The 18575-nt window shown below is 38.0% G+C and carries 14 protein-coding genes; 12 read left to right on the forward strand and 2 right to left on the reverse strand.

The window, feature by feature from the left end; genetic code table 11:
* Nucleotides 1–232: 232 nt before the first annotated feature.
* The 7 genes from IGL36_RS00080 to IGL36_RS00110 all read left to right on the forward strand — a co-directional run bounded on the left by IGL36_RS00080 (nt 233) and on the right by IGL36_RS00110 (nt 8146).
* Nucleotides 233–3118 carry a sigma 54-interacting transcriptional regulator gene (locus IGL36_RS00080; RefSeq protein WP_002356028.1) on the forward strand — a complete coding sequence of 962 codons (2886 nt, stop codon included), beginning with the start codon at nt 233–235 and terminating at the stop codon, nt 3116–3118.
* A gap of 202 nt (nt 3119–3320) precedes the next feature.
* Nucleotides 3321–3833, forward strand: a complete 513-nt coding sequence (locus IGL36_RS00085) for a mannose/fructose/sorbose PTS transporter subunit IIB (RefSeq protein WP_002385473.1) — start codon at nt 3321–3323, stop codon at nt 3831–3833.
* Nucleotides 3834–4067: 234 nt separating this feature from the next.
* Nucleotides 4068–5060, forward strand: a complete 993-nt coding sequence (locus tag IGL36_RS00090) for a mannose/fructose/sorbose PTS transporter subunit IIA (RefSeq protein ID WP_002356030.1) — start codon at nt 4068–4070, stop codon at nt 5058–5060.
* Between the two features lie 34 nt (nt 5061–5094).
* Entirely contained in the window at nt 5095–5898 is an 804-nt protein-coding gene (locus tag IGL36_RS00095; protein ID WP_002356031.1) for a PTS mannose/fructose/sorbose transporter subunit IIC, read from the forward strand.
* A 22-nt stretch (nt 5899–5920) separates the two neighbouring features.
* Nucleotides 5921–6832: a PTS system mannose/fructose/sorbose family transporter subunit IID gene (locus tag IGL36_RS00100; protein WP_002356032.1), complete on the forward strand. Its 912-nt coding sequence runs from the start codon at nt 5921–5923 to the stop codon at nt 6830–6832.
* Nucleotides 6833–6993: 161 nt separating this feature from the next.
* Nucleotides 6994–7371 (forward strand): DUF956 family protein, encoded by a 378-nt coding sequence (locus IGL36_RS00105; protein WP_002356033.1) that lies wholly within the window; start codon nt 6994–6996, stop codon nt 7369–7371.
* A gap of 247 nt (nt 7372–7618) precedes the next feature.
* Nucleotides 7619–8146, forward strand: coding sequence for an HdeD family acid-resistance protein (locus IGL36_RS00110; protein WP_002356034.1), 528 nt, complete (start codon nt 7619–7621; stop codon nt 8144–8146).
* 47 nt (nt 8147–8193) lie between these two features.
* Here IGL36_RS00110 and IGL36_RS00115 read toward each other — a convergent pair whose 3' ends face one another.
* Nucleotides 8194–8397: a hypothetical protein gene (locus tag IGL36_RS00115; protein ID WP_002383512.1), complete on the reverse strand. Its 204-nt coding sequence runs from the start codon at nt 8395–8397 to the stop codon at nt 8194–8196.
* Nucleotides 8398–8594: 197 nt separating this feature from the next.
* On the opposite strand from IGL36_RS00115, the gene IGL36_RS00120 reads away from it, so the two are divergent.
* The 5 genes from IGL36_RS00120 to mprF all read left to right on the forward strand — a co-directional run bounded on the left by IGL36_RS00120 (nt 8595) and on the right by mprF (nt 15573).
* Nucleotides 8595–9365, forward strand: coding sequence for a MurR/RpiR family transcriptional regulator (locus IGL36_RS00120; RefSeq protein WP_010716712.1), 771 nt, complete (start codon nt 8595–8597; stop codon nt 9363–9365).
* A gap of 148 nt (nt 9366–9513) precedes the next feature.
* Nucleotides 9514–11082 (forward strand): maltose/glucose-specific PTS transporter subunit IIBC, encoded by a 1569-nt coding sequence (gene malX, locus IGL36_RS00125; RefSeq protein WP_002361463.1) that lies wholly within the window; start codon nt 9514–9516, stop codon nt 11080–11082.
* A 14-nt stretch (nt 11083–11096) separates the two neighbouring features.
* Nucleotides 11097–12311 carry a MalY/PatB family protein gene (locus IGL36_RS00130; RefSeq protein ID WP_002397716.1) on the forward strand — a complete coding sequence of 405 codons (1215 nt, stop codon included), beginning with the start codon at nt 11097–11099 and terminating at the stop codon, nt 12309–12311.
* 99 nt (nt 12312–12410) lie between these two features.
* Nucleotides 12411–12791 (forward strand): RidA family protein, encoded by a 381-nt coding sequence (locus IGL36_RS00135; RefSeq protein WP_002356039.1) that lies wholly within the window; start codon nt 12411–12413, stop codon nt 12789–12791.
* 190 nt (nt 12792–12981) lie between these two features.
* Nucleotides 12982–15573: a bifunctional lysylphosphatidylglycerol flippase/synthetase MprF gene (gene mprF, locus IGL36_RS00140; RefSeq protein WP_002397714.1), complete on the forward strand. Its 2592-nt coding sequence runs from the start codon at nt 12982–12984 to the stop codon at nt 15571–15573.
* Between the two features lie 36 nt (nt 15574–15609).
* Here mprF and IGL36_RS00145 read toward each other — a convergent pair whose 3' ends face one another.
* Nucleotides 15610–18225 (reverse strand): YfhO family protein, encoded by a 2616-nt coding sequence (locus IGL36_RS00145; RefSeq protein ID WP_002370603.1) that lies wholly within the window; start codon nt 18223–18225, stop codon nt 15610–15612.
* Nucleotides 18226–18575: the final 350 nt, after the last annotated feature.

An 18575-nucleotide genomic window follows, 5' to 3' on the forward strand; every position in this document is an offset into this window, starting at 1 on the left:
ATATTCTTGAACCTCTCTGCATTATATCGGCTACAGAACCTTTTTTCAAGGAGTTTCAATCTTTTTACAGAAACGAATAAAAAGGTGGGTTTTTTATAGAAAAAAGGCGCTTTTTTAAAATGTTTCATGTGAAACAGAAATTTTTTTCATGAAAGGGTTTTTAGTGTATTTTTTTAATGATACACTGTATCATGTAAATTAATTAGTGTATCGATTAAAGGAGCCATCAAAAATGAAGCGGATTGAAAAAATCTATCAATATGTTAAAGAGCAAACGAAGAATTTAACGCCAATGACCTTAACAAGTGATGCGGGAGTCACGACACAAGAAATTTCAGAACGTTTAAACATTCAGCGGACCAATGCTAGTAAAGATTTGAATCAACTGGTTCGTGAAGGGCGCTTGAAAAAATTATCTGGTCGACCAGTAAAATATGTCGCGCAGGTGGCGTTTCAGCATCGACCATTAACCAAGCCAGTTAAAAGTTATCGGGAAAAATCAATGGATCACTCCACAAAAACTTTTATCGAACCATTGGTTGAACCAGTAGTCACGACAAGTAAAACCCCAGAAGTTGAAGATATTTTCAAAAAAATTATCGGTTCAGCTGGGAGCATGAAAACGCCGGTTGAACAAGCCAAAGCAGCGATTTTATATCCGCCAAAAGGCTTGAATTGTTTAATTACTGGACCAACAGGTTCTGGGAAAACTTATTTTGCTCATGCCATGTTTCAATTTGCGAAGCTGAACCAAATTGTGGCCAAAGAAAAAGAGTTTGTGGTGTTTAACTGTGCAGACTATGCGCATAATCCAGAACTTTTGATGTCGCATTTATTTGGGTATGTAGAAGGGGCCTTCACAGGCGCTACGAAAGCGAAAGAAGGGATTATTGATGAAGCAGATGGCAGCATTCTGTTTTTAGATGAAGTACATCGGTTACCACCCGAAGGACAAGAAATGATTTTTTATTTTATGGATCACGGCGTGTACGCGCGTTTAGGTGAAACAGTGAAATCACATCATGCGGATGTTCGGATTATTTGTGCTACGACGGAGAATCCTACTTCTTCTTTATTGAATACTTTTGTGCGACGCATTCCGATTATCATTCAATTACCGAACTTTAGTGACCGTCCTGCGAAAGAAAAAATTGACCTCCTAAAAGTGATGGTTTCAATGGAAGCAGCGCGGATTCAACGGCGAATCTCTTTGTCAGAAGATGTGGTCAAAGCGTTAATTGGAAGTGTTTCTTATGGAAATGTCGGTCAGCTAAAATCGAATGTGCAACTTGTGACTGCGCGAGGGTTCCTTAATCAGATGGAACAAGAGGAATTAATGATTACGATGGACGAATTAACGGACAATATTAAAGAAGGCATTATGCAACTTGCCAGTAATCGAGAAGTATTGTCGGAGTTATCGAAATATCTGGAACCGCAATTAGTGGTATCACCAAATGAATCTTTAGTAGCTATTCAGTCAGATGCCTATGAATTGCCTTACAATCTATATGAGATTATTGGAGATAAAGCGGCTCTCTTAAAAGCAGACGGCTTGGACCAAGAACTAATTAATAATTTTATTACAACGGATATCAATGTTCATTTAAAATCTTTCTACAAAGATTATGGATTCACCTTTGATACAGAAAATAAATTGGCTGAAATTGTTGACCAACGAATTATTGATGTCACTAAGAAAATTTATAATTTTGCAGCGAAGCGGTTATCGTATTCGTTTCAACCCAACTTTATTTATGCAATGAGTTTACACATTAGTTCTTTCTTGAAACGCATCCAATTAGGCAAAGATCCTAAGCATCCTTTAAATGAAAGTATTCGAAATATGGTTTTAGATTATCCAACAGAGTTTGAAACAGCGAAAGAAATTAAAAATATTATTGAAAGTAGTTATCAGATGGAGATTCCTGAATCTGAAAGTTACTATTTAGCTGTTTTGCTCATTTCTTTAAGAGAAAATCCTGAGGCTGGCCGGATTGGCATTGTCGTGGCTGCGCACGGAAATAGTACCGCTAGCAGTATGGTACAAGTGGTTTCTCAATTGTTAAATGTTGATAATTTGAAGGCTGTGGATATGCCGTTAGATATGCCACCGAAAGAAGCTTTGCGTAAAATCGTTGAAGCAGTTGGTGAAGTGAATGAAGAAAATGGCGTACTATTATTAGTGGATATGGGTTCATTAAGTACGTTTTCAGAAGAAATTGTACGCCAGACAGGCATTGATGTGCGGACAGTAGACATGGTGACCACGCCAATTGTTCTTGAAGCGGCCCGCAAAACCGCATTAATTGATACACAATTGGAAACACTTCACGAGTCTTTAAAAAACTTTCATGGCTATGCCGATATTCGCCAAAGTGAAACGAAACAAATCATTGAAAATTGGAAAACAAGAGCAATTATTGCTATCTGCGCTTCTGGAGAAGGAACTGCGCGCCGAATGAAAGAGCTTATTGAGGAAGCTGTCTTGCCACAAATAGACTGGCATTTAGAAGTGATTCCTTTGTCCATTGTAAATATGAAAGAAGTCTTGCCTAAAATTCAAGAAGACTATGAAATTATTGCGACAACTGGGATTACCAATCCCAAAATTGGTGTTCCTTATATTTCCATGGAAAATTTCTTTTCCGGTGAAGCAGAAAAAATTATTCAGCAATTACTAGCAGAGCGGAAAGAAGAAGTAATGAATAAGCCGTTGGACGAAGCGGCAGCAAAAGAAATTTGTCTAAAATATATGGAGCAAAGTTTCACTTTCATTAATGGAAAAAAAATCATTGATCTGTTGTGGTCATTCGCTAAAAATATCCAAACCCAATTAGCGATGCCAGAAGAGTACACATTTTACATCAATTTGATTATGCACACATCGGGCATGTTGGAGCGTATTTTACGGAATGATACACTGACGGTTTCAGAAAAGGAACTTGGTCGATTGGTTCAAGAACCAATTTATCCAGTGATTGTGGCCTCAATTGAGACTATGGAAGAAGCTCTTAATATGGATGTTCCAGCAGAAGAAGTTTATTTTATCGCACAGTTAGTCAAAAATGCTCAGTGTATCGAAGATAAAATCACCGAAATTGATACACTAGATTAATACAGAAAAAACGATACACTATTTATTAGTGTATCGTTTTTTTTATTTTCTTAAAAAAACCTATAATTTTCTAGGTTTCGAACCGATACACTAAAGTTGGCACGAAACTTGCTTATAATAAGGTGTCCCTTTTTACCTAAAATTTTTAAGTAAAAAGACAAAGGTCCTAACCTTTAAAAATGAATTTAAAGGAGCATTCCCGATGGTAATGGATATTCGTTTAGCTCGAATTGATGATCGATTAATTCATGGCCAAGTAGCAACTGTTTGGGCAAAATTGACGAACATTAATCGCATTTTAGTGGTTAGTGATTCCGTTGCTCATGACAATTTGAGAAAAGCCTTGTTGGTTCAAGCTGCTCCACCTGGTGTCAAAGTAAATGTCATCACTGTTCAAAAAATGATTGATGTTTACCCTGATCCTCGTTTTGATTCGTTTCGAGCCATGTTGTTATTCACTAATCCTTTGGACGTGAAACGAGTGGTCGAAGGCGGTGTACAACTAACTTCTGTGAATATTGGCGGAATGAGTTTCAGCACAGGCAAGCGAATGATTACGAATGCAGTCGCAGTGGATGCCAACGATTTAAAAGCATTTCTGTTTTTAAATGAACAAGGTATTGAATTGGAAATTCGAAAAGTCGCAGCAGACAGCCAAGTGAATTTGATGGATTTACTGAAAAAAGAGCGTAGCAAAGAAAATAACGCCAGCTGACGTTAATTTTTACAGACGAAAGACATTGAAAGGATGTGGTGGCCTAGGACCAACATCATTGCTTCATGAACTGTATTGATAAAGGCAAGTGCTGATGTTGAAAAAAATCAAGAACTATTGAAATTTTTTCATTTATTTTTGTCAGAATCTGATTTATCTGATTTTTTTCAAAAAGTGAAAGCGTTTAGCAGTACAACCATGAAAAAAAACATCAATTATACAGGAGGTATAAAAATGGTAGGAATTATCCTAGCAAGTCACGGTGAATTTGCTGAAGGGATCTTGCAATCTGGTGCAATGATCTTTGGCGAACAAGAAAATGTAAAAGCAGTTACGTTAATGCCTAGCGAAGGTCCCGATGATGTAAAAGCAAAAATGCAAGAAGCCATTGCATCGTTTGACAATCAAGACGAAGTACTATTTTTAGTTGACCTATGGGGAGGAACACCATTTAACCAAGCGAACTCATTGTTAGAAGATCATAAAGACAAATGGGCAATCGTTGCAGGTATGAATTTACCAATGGTTATTGAAGCATATGCTTCTCGTTTCTCTATGGAATCAGCACAAGAAATTGCGACACACATTCTTGAAACAGCAAAAGATGGTGTCAAAGTTAAACCAGAAGAGTTACAACCAGCAGAAGCACCAAAAGCTGCTGCGACAGAAGATGCACAGCCAAAAGGTTCGTTACCACCAGGTACAGTTGTTGGCGATGGCAAAATTAAATTTGTGCTAGCACGTATTGATTCACGTTTATTACATGGTCAAGTAGCAACAGCTTGGACAAAAGCAACACAACCAAACAGAATTATTGTTGTTTCTGATGCCGTTGCAAAAGATGACTTACGTAAGAAATTAATCGAACAAGCAGCTCCTCCAGGAGTAAAAGCCAATGTTATTCCAATCAGTAAAATGATTGAAGTAGCGAAAGATCCACGTTTTGGCAATACAAAAGCATTATTATTATTTGAAAATCCTGAAGACGTCTTAAAAGTGGTTGAAGGCGGCGTAGAAATCCCAGAAGTAAACGTTGGTTCAATGGCTCACTCTGTTGGAAAAGTCGTTGTAAGCAAAGTATTATCAATGGGTCAAGAAGACGTTGATACGTTTGATGAATTAAAAGCCAAAGGCATCAAATTTGATGTGCGTAAAGTGCCAAATGATTCAAAAGCGAATATGGACGAAATTTTGAAAAAAGCAAAAAATGAGTTAGCAAACGCGTAACTCGCCAAATACAAATCAAAATAGGAGGCTTATCATGTCTGTTATATCAATTATTTTAGTTTTACTCGTTGCCTTTCTAGCTGGTATGGAAGGGATTTTGGATGAGTTCCAATTCCACCAACCGTTAGTAGCATGTACATTAATCGGATTAGTTACTGGTAATTTAGAAGCCGGAATTGTTTTAGGTGGTACTTTACAAATGATCGCGTTAGGTTGGGCGAACATCGGGGCTGCCGTTGCACCGGATGCCGCTTTAGCATCTGTTGCCTCAGCAATTATTTTAGTTTTAGGTGGCCAAGGTGTTAAAGGTGTTCCTTCAGCGATTGCCATCGCAGTTCCTTTAGCGGTTGCAGGTTTGTTCTTAACAATGATCGTTCGGACAGTTGCGGTTCCAATCGTTCACATGATGGATGCGGCTGCTGAAAAAGGCAACATTAAACAAGTTGAAATGTTACACATTTTCGCTGTATGTTTACAAGGTATTCGTATTGCGATTCCAGCAGGTGCTTTACTATTCATTCCTGCTGACACTGTTCGTAATTTCTTAGAATCAATGCCAGCTTGGTTAACTGATGGTATGGCTATCGGTGGTGGTATGGTCGTTGCCGTAGGTTATGCATTAGTAATCAACATGATGGCAACAAAAGAAGTATGGCCATTCTTCATTATCGGTTTCGTAGTCGCAGCGATTTCTCAATTAACATTAATCGCATTAGGTGCTTTAGGTGTCGCTTTAGCTCTTATTTACTTGAACTTATCTAAAATGGGCGGTTCTTCTAACTCAAATGGCGGAGGCAACTCTGGCGACCCATTAGGCGATATTTTAAACGACTACTAATTCTGAAGGAGGAGCAAAGAAAATGGCAGAAAAAATTCAATTAACTAAAAAAGATCGTTTAGCTGTAGCTTGGCGTTCAACATTTATCCAAGGTTCTTGGAACTATGAACGTATGCAAAACGGCGGCTGGGCATTCTCAATGATTCCAGCAATCAAAAAATTATATAAAACGAAAGAAGAACGTTCAGCGGCGTTAAAACGTCACTTAGAATTCTTTAATACACACCCATACATTGCCTCACCAATTCTTGGTGTAACATTAGCTTTGGAAGAAGAACGTGCCAATGGCGCACCAGTTGATGACGTAGCGATTCAAGGGGTTAAAGTTGGGATGATGGGTCCTTTAGCCGGTGTCGGTGACCCAGTTTTCTGGTTTACTGTTCGTCCAATGTTAGGAGCTTTAGGTGCTTCCTTAGCAATGGGTGGTAACATCTTAGGCCCAATCTTATTCTTCGTTGCTTGGAACTTAATTCGTTGGTCATTCATGTGGTATACACAAGAGTTTGGTTACAAAGCAGGTTCTAAAATTACTGATGACCTTTCAGGTGGTTTACTACAAGATATTACAAAAGGTGCTTCTATTTTAGGGATGTTCGTACTGGCCGCATTAGTTCAACGTTGGGTATCGATTAAGTTCTTACCAATTGTCTCACAAGTTAAGTTAGACAAAGGTGCTTATATCGAGTGGGATAAACTTCCTGCTGGCGGTGAAGGAATGCATAAAGCCTTTGAACAAGTGAACCAAGGCTTGGCGCTTTCACCAACGAAAGTTACTACTTTACAAGATAACTTAGATCAATTGATTCCAGGTCTAGCACCATTACTACTTACATTCTTATGCATGTGGTTATTGAAGAAAAAAGTTAGCCCAATCGTTATCATTCTTGGTTTATTCGTAGTCGGCGTAGTCGGCCACTTAATCGGCTTATTATAAGAATGACGAAGTAAGTTCATTACTTCTAATCAAAAAAAGCGGAAGAGAAGTCGAGAAACTTTTCTTCCGCTTTTTTAAACAAAGATGTAATTTTGTTTGTTTCGATCAGGAAAGAAACGTATAATAAAGAGGAATTAGTCGAATGAAATGGAGCAGATAACATGGTACAATCATTAAACACAAAAGTTGATTTAGTTATAGATGCGACGGCATTTACAGGATTAACAGATTATGGACAAATTATGATAGGTGACCGCGGGTTTGAATTTTACCATGCCAAAGATCCACGTAAGTTTATCCAAATTCCGTGGGAAGAAGTCGATTACGTGTTGGCTTCAGTAATGTTCAAAGGAAAATGGATTCCTCGTTATGCGATTCAAACCAAGAAAAATGGGACGTATACGTTTGCTTCAAAAGAGCCGAAGCGAGTGTTACGAGCTATTCGTGAATATGTTGACCCAGATCATATGGTCCAATCTTTGAGTTTCTTTGATGTCATAAAAAGAGGGATTCTCTCGATTGGGAAAAAGAAAAAATAATTTATAACTGTTACTTTTTTATAAACTAGATGAAAAAGTAGCGGTTTTTTTGTGGGAAAACGAGGGACTTATTTATACAAAAAAGGCACAATTGTGCACCAAAAAAGAGACAATCAAGTGATACGTTGTTTTTAATGGAGTTATCATTGAAATGGTTTTCAGAAAGCACGATGAAAATATTTGACACCTTGTAAAATAGTAGTAACATAATAAGTGTAATAAATTATTTTATAGAGGAGTGAGTGTCATGGAACAACGACAACATCATGGAATGGACTGGGGTTCATTAGTATTAGGAATTCTATTTGTTCTGACTGCATTAATTTCTTTCCAAAATCCTGCCGGTAATTTAATTGCCATTGTGATGGTTTTTGCGATTTTTGCTATTATTAAAGGGATTTTCGAAATTTTTGTACGTAATCGTATGAAAGAATTGCTAGGCTACAAAGCTTATGCACCAATCATCTTAGGGATTATTGATATCCTAATTGGTGTTTACTTATTGTTTAACTTAAATATTGGTGTCGCTGTGTTACCATTTGTTTTTGCAATTTGGTTTTTATTCGACTCAATTTTCGGCTTATTTACTTTAGATTTTGCTAAACGAGTAAGCACAGGTTACTTCTGGTTCACATTAATTGTTGACGTTTTAGGGATTATCTTAGGTGTAATGTTATTATTTAATCCATTGTCTTCAGCACTAACTTTAAGCTTCTTAGTTGGCTTCTACTTTATGATGTTTGGTATTAGTAATATTGTATATGCTTTTAGATAAAAGAAGTAAAAAAAACAGGTTTTCCGAAAAGGAAAACCTGTTTTTTTTTAATAACGACGGTGGCAGTTGCCATTATTTCCCGAAATTGTTCGAACAAGCCACACGATAATCGCTACGGGAACTAAAATTTTTACTGCTAGCCACAATAAGCTTCCCACGATACCGACAACGGCACTAAAGAGTGAACCGACAACTAAAAATAAAAGGACCACTAAAAGAATATTTATAAACATTGGTCGTTGATTATTCATACGTACTACCTCCAAATTTTTCCTGTTTTCTATATACAGAGTATAGCAAGAAAGCGCAACAAACACCTCCATCGGAAGGCTGATTTTTTTCTCTGGCGAATGATGGAGCCGCTGTTGGTTATTTTGGACTTTCTTATTGAAATAATCAGAATATTCTGGTGTATAATTATAAAAAAGGATTTAAAGTGAGGGATTGGATGTCGACTGAGGGATTAATCGCTTTGTTAGAAAAGAAACGAAATCATTTAAGTAAAATTGAAAATCAAGTACTGGATTATATTTTGACGCATATGACGGAAATTAGTTCACAAACCATTTATGAGGTGGCGCAGGCGTTGTTTGTCTCAACAGCCACTATTTCTCGGACAGCAAAACACTTAGGTTATCGAGGCTTCCAAGAATTAAAATACGCAATCGTCCAATCGGTGCAGAGCGAGAGCACAGAAAGCGATAGTCGTAGTTTTCAAGCTATTACGCAACAGTTGATTGCCAATGTGCAAGATAGTTTTCAACAAATGGATGAAGCCAAAGTCGCGGAAATGCTTAAAATGATTGAGCGTGCGAATACGATTGAAGTGTTCGGTGTTGGTGGCAGTTTTCCTATTTGTACTGATTTTGCACGAAAGCTAACATTTTTAGGAAAAAAAGCCTATGCACGATCTGATTGGGATGAACAAGCGGCAGCAGTTAAGAATCTGGACGGACAGGATTTAGCCATTTTTGTCAGTTATACAGGAGAAACTAAGGGGATTTTAGCGTATGCACGTGTAGCGCAGGAACAGCAAGTGCCGATGATTAGTTTGATTTCGACTAAAGGAAGCACCTTGGAAAAATTGACGACGACGACGTTATTTGCCAAAGGGACGACACGTTATCATCAGCGCGTGGATTTAAGTTCAAGAATTGCTGTCATTTGTTTGTTCGATACGGTTTTATTAATGTACGCAGAGGCAAAGCAGCCGCGGTAATTTTATGCAACACCATACTAAATGATGTAAGGGGATACAGAAAGAGTGTAGCCTCTTTTTTCTTTGTTTTGGGCTAGTTATAATGAGGGCAATGAATGTAAACGCAATCATTTTTAGCTTTGTAAAGAATGAATGGAGGAGTTAAGAAATGGCAGTAAAGAAAAAGAAAGCGACTTTCTGGGAGTTTTTCCAAGGATTAGGCAAAACGTTTATGTTGCCAGTGGCTTTATTAGCTTTTATGGGGATTTTGTTGGGATTAGGAAGTTCTTTTTCCAGTGAATCCATGATTGAAACGGTCCCGTTTTTAGGAAAGCCCGCAGTGAAAATTATTTTCCAATTTATGTCGACAATTGGTGGTTTTGCGTTTGCCTATTTACCTGTCATGTTTGCAATGGCCATTCCGTTGGGGTTAGTTCGGAAAGAAAAAGGAATTGCTGCGTTTTCAGGTTTCGTAGGCTATACGGTGATGAATTTAGCGATTAATTTCTACTTAGTGCAGACGAATCGCCTCGTGGATCCTGAGCAGTTGCGGGAAGCCGGCCAAGGAATGGTTTTTGGGATTCAAACGATTGAAATGGGTGTTCTTGGTGGAATTATCGCTGGGCTTATTGTATATAAGTTGCATAATCGATTTTATACGGTGCAACTACCAGATAGTTTTGCCTTTTTTTCTGGCGCACGGTTTGTACCAATTATTACTTCATTAGTGATGGCCTTCGTGGGCTTAGTAATTCCGTTAGTTTGGCCACTTTTCGCGCTAATGATTATGGCGATTGGCCAACTTATCCAACGTTCTGGTATTTTTGGGCCTTTTCTGTTTGGTTCAGGGGAACGTCTACTGTTACCGTTTGGGTTGCATCATATTTTGGTTTCCATGATTCGTTTTACTGAAGCAGGGGGTTCAGCGGTGGTGGCTGGCAAAGAAGTGTTTGGTGCGTTAAATATTTTCTATGCAGAATTGCAAAATAATTTACCGATTTCACCAAGCGCAACAGCTTTCTTGTCACAAGGGAAAATGCCGACCTTTATTTTTGGCTTACCAGCGGCGGCACTTGCGATGTATCATACTGCAGCTCCGGCGAATCGACATAAGATTAAAGGCTTACTCCTTTCGGGTGTAATTGCTACGGCTATCACTGGCATTACAGAACCAATTGAATTTTTATTCTTATTTATTAGTCCATTATTATGGCTGTTTCATGTCATTATGACTGGTCTAGGTTTCATGGTAATGGCTTTATTGGGTGTTGTGATTGGGAACACTGATGGCGGGCTACTGGACTTTGTTATTTTTGGCTTGTTACAAGGAACTTATACAAAATGGTGGTGGGTTCTCATTGTCGGCGCTATCTGGTTTGTTGTTTATTATTTCGTCTTTAAAACAGTCATTGTAACCTTTGATTTAAAAACACCTGGACGAGACAAGGTCTTAGATGAGACTGAATATACCGATCAAGAAGTTCAATATAAGAAAACGGGTGGCTATGATGCGCCTGGGATTTTAGCGGCTTTGGGTGGGCAAGAGAATATTCAAGCTATTGATAATTGCATTACGCGTTTACGTTTAGTGTTAGCAGATGCTAATAAAGTAGATGATGACAAATTAAAGCAATTAGGGGCTTTAGGTGTCGTGCATTTAGATGCGCAGAATGTGCAAGTGATTATCGGAACCAAAGTGACAACGGTCCGTAATCAATTAGAGATGATTTTAGGTTAGAAAAAAGACAGAAGGTGAAGAGTGTGTCGTTTGATAAAGCAATTGATCGACGAGGAACGTATTGTACACAGTGGGATTTTGTAGAAGACCGATTTGGGGAAGCGGACTTGCTTCCCTTCACTATTTCCGATACGGATTTTGCTGTGCCAGAGGCAGTTCTGGCAACATTACAGGAGCGTTTGAAACATCCAGTATTTGGCTACACGAGGTGGAACCATCCGCAATTAAAAGAAGCAATTCAAACGTGGTACCAGACAAGATTCCAGACGAAGATTGAAGAACACTGGATTATGTATACCCCGACCGTTATCTATGGTATTTCTGCTTTGATTCAATTATTGACTAACGAAGGGGAGGGCATTATTTTACAAACACCTGCCTATGATGCATTTTTTAAAGTCATTCAGGAAAATAAGCGGCAAGTAGTGGCAAATGAACTGCTTTATCAAGAGAAGCGCTACAGCATTGATTTTATTGATTTAGAAAAAAAACTAGCGCAACCAGAAAATCGCTGTTTGCTTTTATGTTCCCCGCATAATCCAACAGGACGTGTTTGGGAGCAATGGGAATTAGAGCGAATGGTTTCATTGTGCCAACAGTATGATGTGTTTTTACTTTCTGATGAAATTCATATGGATATCGTTAATAAAGGCCAAGTTCATCGACCAATTACGCAATTTGATTATAAAAAATCTGCCATTATTACCAGTGGCACGAAAACCTTTAATTTTCCAGGGCTGATTTTTGCTTACGCCCTAATTCCAGATAACGAATTGCGTGACGCTTTTCAGCTCAAATTAAAAAACGCCGATGGTCTATCATCAACAAGTATTTTGGGAATGCTAGCAACCATGACGGCCTATCAAAAATGTGGTACTTGGGTTGACGAGTTGAATGATTATTTAGCGGAGAACCAACGTTACGTGAAAGATTTTTTACAGACATATTTGCCAAAAATTAAAGTGACGGAGCTGGAAGCCACTTACTTAATGTGGTTGGACGTATCAGCGGCAGTTCCAGATGTGGCCCGCTTACAAGAGGCTTTAGTTTCTGTGGGGAAAGTCGCCATTATGGACGGCTCGATTTATGGTGGTAATGGGCAACGATTTTTACGGTTAAATATTGGCTGTTCGCAAGCAAAACTACACGAGGGACTTGAAAGGATGCGTCAAGGTTTTGAAGCTGTTTTACAAAAGGATGGCACAGCATCAGCGCTTGGGAATAATTGAGAAAAGATAGCATTCCGAAAAGGGTTGCAGTACAATGGAAAAATAGAAACAAATAAAATAACAAAAAGTAACAACTTGTCATTTACTGGGGGAAAAGAAATGAAAACAATTAAAACAAAGCAAGCACCACAAGCAATTGGGCCATATTCACAAGCAAAAATTGTGAATGGTTTATTGATTACTTCTGGTCAGATTCCACTGGATCCTGAAACAGGCAAGGTGGTTGGGACAACGATTAAAGAACAAACCAATCAAGTACTGAAAAATATTCAAGGGATTTTAACAGAAGCTGGTAGTGATTTTGCTCATGTAGTCAAAACGACATGCTATTTACAAAATATGGCGGATTTCACGGCATTCAATGAAGTCTATGCTGAGTATTTTAGTGCGGAATATCCTGCACGCACAACGATTGAAATCTCTAAATTACCGATGGATGTGTTGGTGGAGATTGAGATTATCGCAGAAGTAGTGGCGTAAAAATACAGTTAAAAGAGTGAGAAAAAATCGTCTTAGATTTTTTTCTCACTCTTTTTTTTCAATAAAACAATACGATTCAGCCAAAATGTCTAGCCGTGCTGGAAAATTTTCAGCAAATAGGCTACCATGGAAGAAAATCGATAAAACGAAAGTTAAATGAATAGAAAAGAGATATGAAAGAGGCTATAAGATGAAAAAAAATATTAGCCAACTAACGCAGTGGTTGAAAGAACACAGTTTATTATTGAAACTAATTTTTCTTGGTTCTGTATTAGTTTTCGTGGCTAACCAAGTGACACATATCGCTCAAGGCATGACCTGGGCGGATATTTTTTCCACGATGGAACAACAAAGTACGGGGCGTTTAATTGGTATGGTCTTGGCAGGACTATTAGGGGTTATTCCGATGCTCCTTTATGACTATGTAGTCGTTAAGTTATTGGAAAAAGAAGGTAAGCCACCAATGAAACGAATGGATTGGTTAACTTCGGCTTGGGTCACCAATACCATTAATAACTTAGCGGGTTTTGGCGGTGTGGTTGGGGCAACGCTACGGATTAATTTTTACGGAAAAGATGTACCACGGGGCAAGGTTGTAGCAACGGTCTCAAAAGTTGCTCTGTTCTTGATTTCAGGGTTATCTATTTTATCTTTTGTGGCGTTTGTTGATTTATTTTTTATTCGAACTCAAAATGTTTTTCGTGAATATTGGGTTTGGTTATTATTGGGCAGTCTGATTGCGCCAGCGCTCTGGTTTTTCACGTATTTAAAACGGCGAACATTGTTTAAAACATTTTTTCCAAAAGCGGTGCTCCTATTATTCGGCGCTTCATTAGGTCAATGGCTAGGTGGGATGTTTGCTTTCTTGATGATAGGTCGCTTGATGCAGGTGCCAGTTTCGATGGTTTCTGTTTACCCAATGTTTGTTATCGCTACGTTAATCGGGATGTTAACCATGGTTCCTGGTGGTATGGGAACGTTTGATGTCTTAATGATTTTGGGCTTGTCACAATTAGGGATTGATCGATCACAAGCGGTCGTCTGGTTGTTGTATTATCGTTTGTTCTATTATGTGACGCCTTTTATGACAGGAGTTATTTTGTTCTTGCAACAAGCAGGCATGAAAGTCAATCAATTTTTTGATAATTTACCTCGGTTATTTTCACAAAAAGTGGCGCATTTTATTTTGGTGGCGGCGTTATATTTTGCAGGGATTATGATGGTTCTATTGTCGACTGTGACGAATTTGTCGAATGTCAGTCGTTTATTCCAAGTGTTACTTCCCTTTTCTTTTAATTTTTTAGATCAAACATTGAATTTATTTGTAGGATTCTTGTTATTAGGTTTAGCTCGAGGCATTTCTATGAAAGTGAAAAAAGCTTATTGGCCTACAATTATTTTACTAGGATTTTGTATTGTAAATACGGTGGCACGAACGACTTCGTGGCAGTTAATTGCTGTTTATGCTGTTATTTTATTGGCGGTTATTTTGGCTCGTAAAGAATTTTATCGTGAAAAGTTTGTTTATTCATGGGGCGCTTTAACGGTAGATAGTATTTTGTTTGGCTGCTTGTTTATCGGTTATGCGGTTGCTGGCTATTACGCCGCACGACCAGCTGGTGGCAATCAAGTTATCAATCACTTTTTGTTGTTTCCGTCAGATGATGTTTGGTTTAACGGATTGATTGGATTAAGTATTTCCTTGATTGGTTTATTCTTTTTGTATCAATATTTAGCCGAAACAACTGTTACTTTAGGTGAGGGGTTTGAGGAAGCGCGGTTGACACGCTTTTTGGAAAAATTTGGTGGCAACGAAGGCAGTCAATTTTTGTATTTAAAGGATTATGGTCATTTTTATTACCAAGAAGAAGGCGAAGATCAAGTACTTTTTGGGTTTCAAATGAAGTTTAATAAATGCTTTGTCTTGGCGGATCCGATTGGGCAACGAGAGAAATGGACAGCGGCGACACTGGCGTTTATGGATCAAGCTGATTTGTTAGGCTATCAATTAGTTTTTTATCGTATTTCGGAAGAATATGTTATGAATCTTCACGATTGCGGCTTTGAATTTATGAAAGTTGGGGAAGAAGGCTTGATTCAATTTGATGAGCCGTCAACAGTGAATCAAACAGCCTGGACGGAAACAGTGACTGAAAAAATAGCAGCAGAAGCAGCGGATTTTCAGTTTGAATTTTATCCCGAAACGATTAGTGATGCCTTATATCAAGAGTTAGAACGAGTTTCTGCGGACTGGTCACGGAATCAAAAAGAGCGCTACTTTATTGGTGGACGGTTGGATCCCGAGTACTTGAAATGCAGTAGTGTGGGCTTGGTGAGACAGAAACAAACGGTCATCGGTTTCATTACGGGAAAAGAAATGGAAAAAGGCAAAAGTATTTCGTATGATTTGTTACGTATTCGTTCAGAAGCACCTGCTTTTACTAGAGAATATTTGTTCACTCGTTTTATTGAAACCTATCAACAGCAGGGCTATCAATTAATTGATATTGGGATGGCGCCGTTGGCTAACGTAGGGGAGAGCAAGTACTCTTTTTTAAAAGAACGCTTTGTTAATATTTTTTACAAGTATAGTTATCAAATTTATGCGTTTCAAGATACACGCAAGCGCAAAGAACAATATGTCACTAGTTGGCAACCACGTTATTTTGCTTATCCTAAGCGGACCAGTGTACTCTTTGCTTTTGTGCAACTTTCCTTGTTGATTACGAAAGGAAGACATCAAAGTGTTTCGCTTGTGGAAGAAGCAATGACTGAAATTTAAAAAAATCACGCGATGACTTAGCCATCGCGTGATTTTTTATTTGTCTTCTTTTTTACGGTTTCGTCTAGCAGGAATCAAGGTTACGTAGGCAACGAAACCACCAGTACATAGAACGAATAACACGATGCCAGGAATCAATCCTTCTGGTAAATAAGAGAACTGAATAGTATGGGTTCCAGCGCTGACAGGAACGCTTAGAAAGGCATCTTTAAAGGCTTTTGGGGTAACTTTTTTGCCATCAATTTTGACACGCCAACCTTTGTCATAAGGAATTGTAGTGACGAGTACTTGATCTTTGTCGGCGGTAAAGGTACCTGAAGCAGAGCGTTTGCCAGTGGTTAAATCAACGCCTTTTTCTTGCACAGCGGAAATGGCTTTTTCAAATGCATTGGTATTTAAGCCAACTACTTGCGGCTGAACAAAACTTACTGCTTTGGTTCCATAAAAACTTACTTTGAAGTTAACAGTTGTATCTTTTGGATAGTAGCCTAAATTATAATATTGGCCAGTAATGCCAATTTGTGATTGCTGACTCGAGCCATTCACGGTGACCGTCGCAGTGGAACTTTCCAATTGAGCAAAATCTGTTGGGAATAAACTCAAATAAGCTTGCGTATTGGCGGGCACATTGACTGTATAAGAAATCTCTTTGGCTACGTTATGTTGTTTCTCCGTAAAAGTTACGCCAGCTGTATTTTGCGTAATTGTCACGTTATTTTGAAGCGTCATCGTTGGTTGATAAAAGGTAAAATACCGTTCATTGGTATTGGCTAAAGCATTTAGTAAATTTGTTTGACTACCTAAATTATCATTGAGAGGTTGCCGGACATTGTAAATCTCTTTGTCTGCTAAAAATCCTAACGGCAAAGCATTTTCGTTACGATAAAGCTGATATTTACCAGCAGCAGCTTGTCGTTCAAAGCCGAATTTCATTGGATTATTTTCAGCAATATTGTATTTAATGCCCATCAAAGCATCCATTAACAAGGTATTATTTTGGTAACGAATATTTAAATTCGTGCCTCGCGAGCGGAAACCTAAGGCGTTTAGGTATGTTGAAGAATGTCGGTTCCGTACGGAAGAAAACATGCTAATGCCACTGTAGCCATAGTTAATGCCGTCATTGGCCGAAACACCATTTAAATTTTCCAAGCGATAAAAAGTATCATTTTCTTTTTTTGTTTGATCGACTAGATTTTTTAAGTCAGGATAAGGTTCAGAATACAAACTACGTGATGCGTAGTTCCAATCATCTAAAATACCAGTGACCATCGCCCGTGTGTTAATGATTGCTTCACCAGAAACGAGCAGCAATAACAAAATCACTAAGTATTGCATAGGCGCTTTTTTCAATTGATAAAAAGCAATTCCGAAAAAGTATAATAGTAAAAAAGTTGCTGTTAATACGAAAGAGGTTAAAGTCACATACGTATAACTAGTAGCACCTTTTGTGCCCATTGCAAGAGCAAAAATTGCTAAAAGAATCAAAATCAAGCCGCTTAAGACGCCGAGATCATCCTTTTCAAATTTCTCCCAACCATAACCTGCAAGCAAAATAACTAGGAATGAAAAGAGGAAACTATAGCGGAAAAGAAACATGTTCGGCGCATGCATACCGTGCCAGAATAAATTTAAGGGCGTGATGTAAAAGCTAGCAATCAATAGGACAAACAAACTGCCAAAAAGTAGTTTGTTTTTCAATGGAATTTCTTTCGTAACGAAATAGAAGAGACAAAAAATCAAAGGCAACAACCCAATGTAAATAAAAGGAATGGACCCATATTTGGTTGTATCGTAAACGCCAATCATATTTTTCATAATAATATCTAAAAAGGCAGTCGCTTCTGTTTTAAAGGTTGTAATTTCAGAAAGAGTTTCACCATTGGTTCGTAAATCTAAGACAGCAGGTAAGACCATAATCATGGATGCTCCACCAGCTAAAAGAGAAGTAGTAAAATACGCAACGATTCGAGATTTATATCGTTGCCAGTCTGTAAACGTTCGTGCAAAATAGTACAGGAAGGAAAACAACCCAATCATAAAGCCAAAATAATAATTTGTAATGAAAAGCAAGAAATAACTGACAAACAATAATGTCGGTTTTCGTTGGTCCATTAAACGATGAATTCCTAAAATTACGAGTGGCAGATAAATAAAGGCATCCAACCACATAATTAATTCTGAATGGGCCACAATGAAGGACATTAGCGCATAAGACACACTTAAAGTCACATGGGACCATTTAGGAATCTTAAAGGTTTGTTTTGCCAAGAACCAAAAACTCAAGCCAGCACTCCCAATTTTCAACAACGTTAGGAAATAGAGCGCATCAGGCATGTTTTGATTGTTAAAGAAAAAGACGAGCGGCGTAAATAAGCCACCAAGATAATAGGAAATTAAGGACAAGTAGTTTAGTCCCAAAGAAGCATTCCACGTATAGAAAAGACTTTGTTTTCCATGAAGAACATTGTTAAAGCTTGCGTGAAAATTTGAAAATTGAGAAAAGGCATCGCTGGCTAAAACACTGCGACTACTTCCTGGATAAATCCCAATACTCAAATAGATAATTGCCATAATTAAAAATGGAATGAAGAAACTGGCTAACATATAAGGCCAGTTGTTTTTTAAAAACTGCCTACTTTTATTTTTCATAAATAACCTCACCTGATTTTTCGAAAGTACCTATAGTTTATCATACTCTTTATTTGATGTACCAATAGAAGAAAAACTTTAAAATTTTATTAGGATCCTAAGGGTGGAGTGAAGAAGAATTAGGAGTAAGGGATTGACATTCAAATGCTAAATCACCAGATTAAAACAACGAATATTCTCCGAAAAATTGCTGAAAACTCCCTGTGGATAACTTTGTGCATAACTCTGTTGAAAACCACAAAAAAGCTTTTTATCTCGGTTTATCCACAAGGATAAGTTTTCGAGTTGCTAAAAAAATAGACGTAAGTTCAGAAGGGCTGCTTGCTAAAAGTGAAGGAGCCCCTAAAGTT

Origin of the sequence: Enterococcus sp. AZ011 (genome assembly GCF_050548355.1) — a bacterium.
In the GTDB taxonomy this organism is placed as follows: domain Bacteria; phylum Bacillota; class Bacilli; order Lactobacillales; family Enterococcaceae; genus Enterococcus; species Enterococcus faecalis.

Bases quoted from the DNA above. Each gene is read 5' to 3' on its own strand.
- IGL36_RS00080 (WP_002356028.1), top strand. From the start codon at position 233: ATGAAGCGGATTGAAAAAATCTATCAATATGTTAAAGAGCAAACGAAG.
- IGL36_RS00085 (WP_002385473.1), top strand. From the start codon at position 3,321: ATGGTAATGGATATTCGTTTAGCTCGAATTGATGATCGATTAATTCAT.
- IGL36_RS00090 (WP_002356030.1), top strand. From the start codon at position 4,068: ATGGTAGGAATTATCCTAGCAAGTCACGGTGAATTTGCTGAAGGGATC.
- IGL36_RS00095 (WP_002356031.1), top strand. From the start codon at position 5,095: ATGTCTGTTATATCAATTATTTTAGTTTTACTCGTTGCCTTTCTAGCT.
- IGL36_RS00100 (WP_002356032.1), top strand. From the start codon at position 5,921: ATGGCAGAAAAAATTCAATTAACTAAAAAAGATCGTTTAGCTGTAGCT.
- IGL36_RS00105 (WP_002356033.1), top strand. From the start codon at position 6,994: ATGGTACAATCATTAAACACAAAAGTTGATTTAGTTATAGATGCGACG.
- IGL36_RS00110 (WP_002356034.1), top strand. From the start codon at position 7,619: ATGGAACAACGACAACATCATGGAATGGACTGGGGTTCATTAGTATTA.
- IGL36_RS00115 (WP_002383512.1), bottom strand. From the start codon at position 8,397: ATGAATAATCAACGACCAATGTTTATAAATATTCTTTTAGTGGTCCTT.
- IGL36_RS00120 (WP_010716712.1), top strand. From the start codon at position 8,595: ATGTCGACTGAGGGATTAATCGCTTTGTTAGAAAAGAAACGAAATCAT.
- malX (WP_002361463.1), top strand. From the start codon at position 9,514: ATGGCAGTAAAGAAAAAGAAAGCGACTTTCTGGGAGTTTTTCCAAGGA.
- IGL36_RS00135 (WP_002356039.1), top strand. From the start codon at position 12,411: ATGAAAACAATTAAAACAAAGCAAGCACCACAAGCAATTGGGCCATAT.
- mprF (WP_002397714.1), top strand. From the start codon at position 12,982: ATGAAAAAAAATATTAGCCAACTAACGCAGTGGTTGAAAGAACACAGT.
- IGL36_RS00145 (WP_002370603.1), bottom strand. From the start codon at position 18,225: ATGAAAAATAAAAGTAGGCAGTTTTTAAAAAACAACTGGCCTTATATG.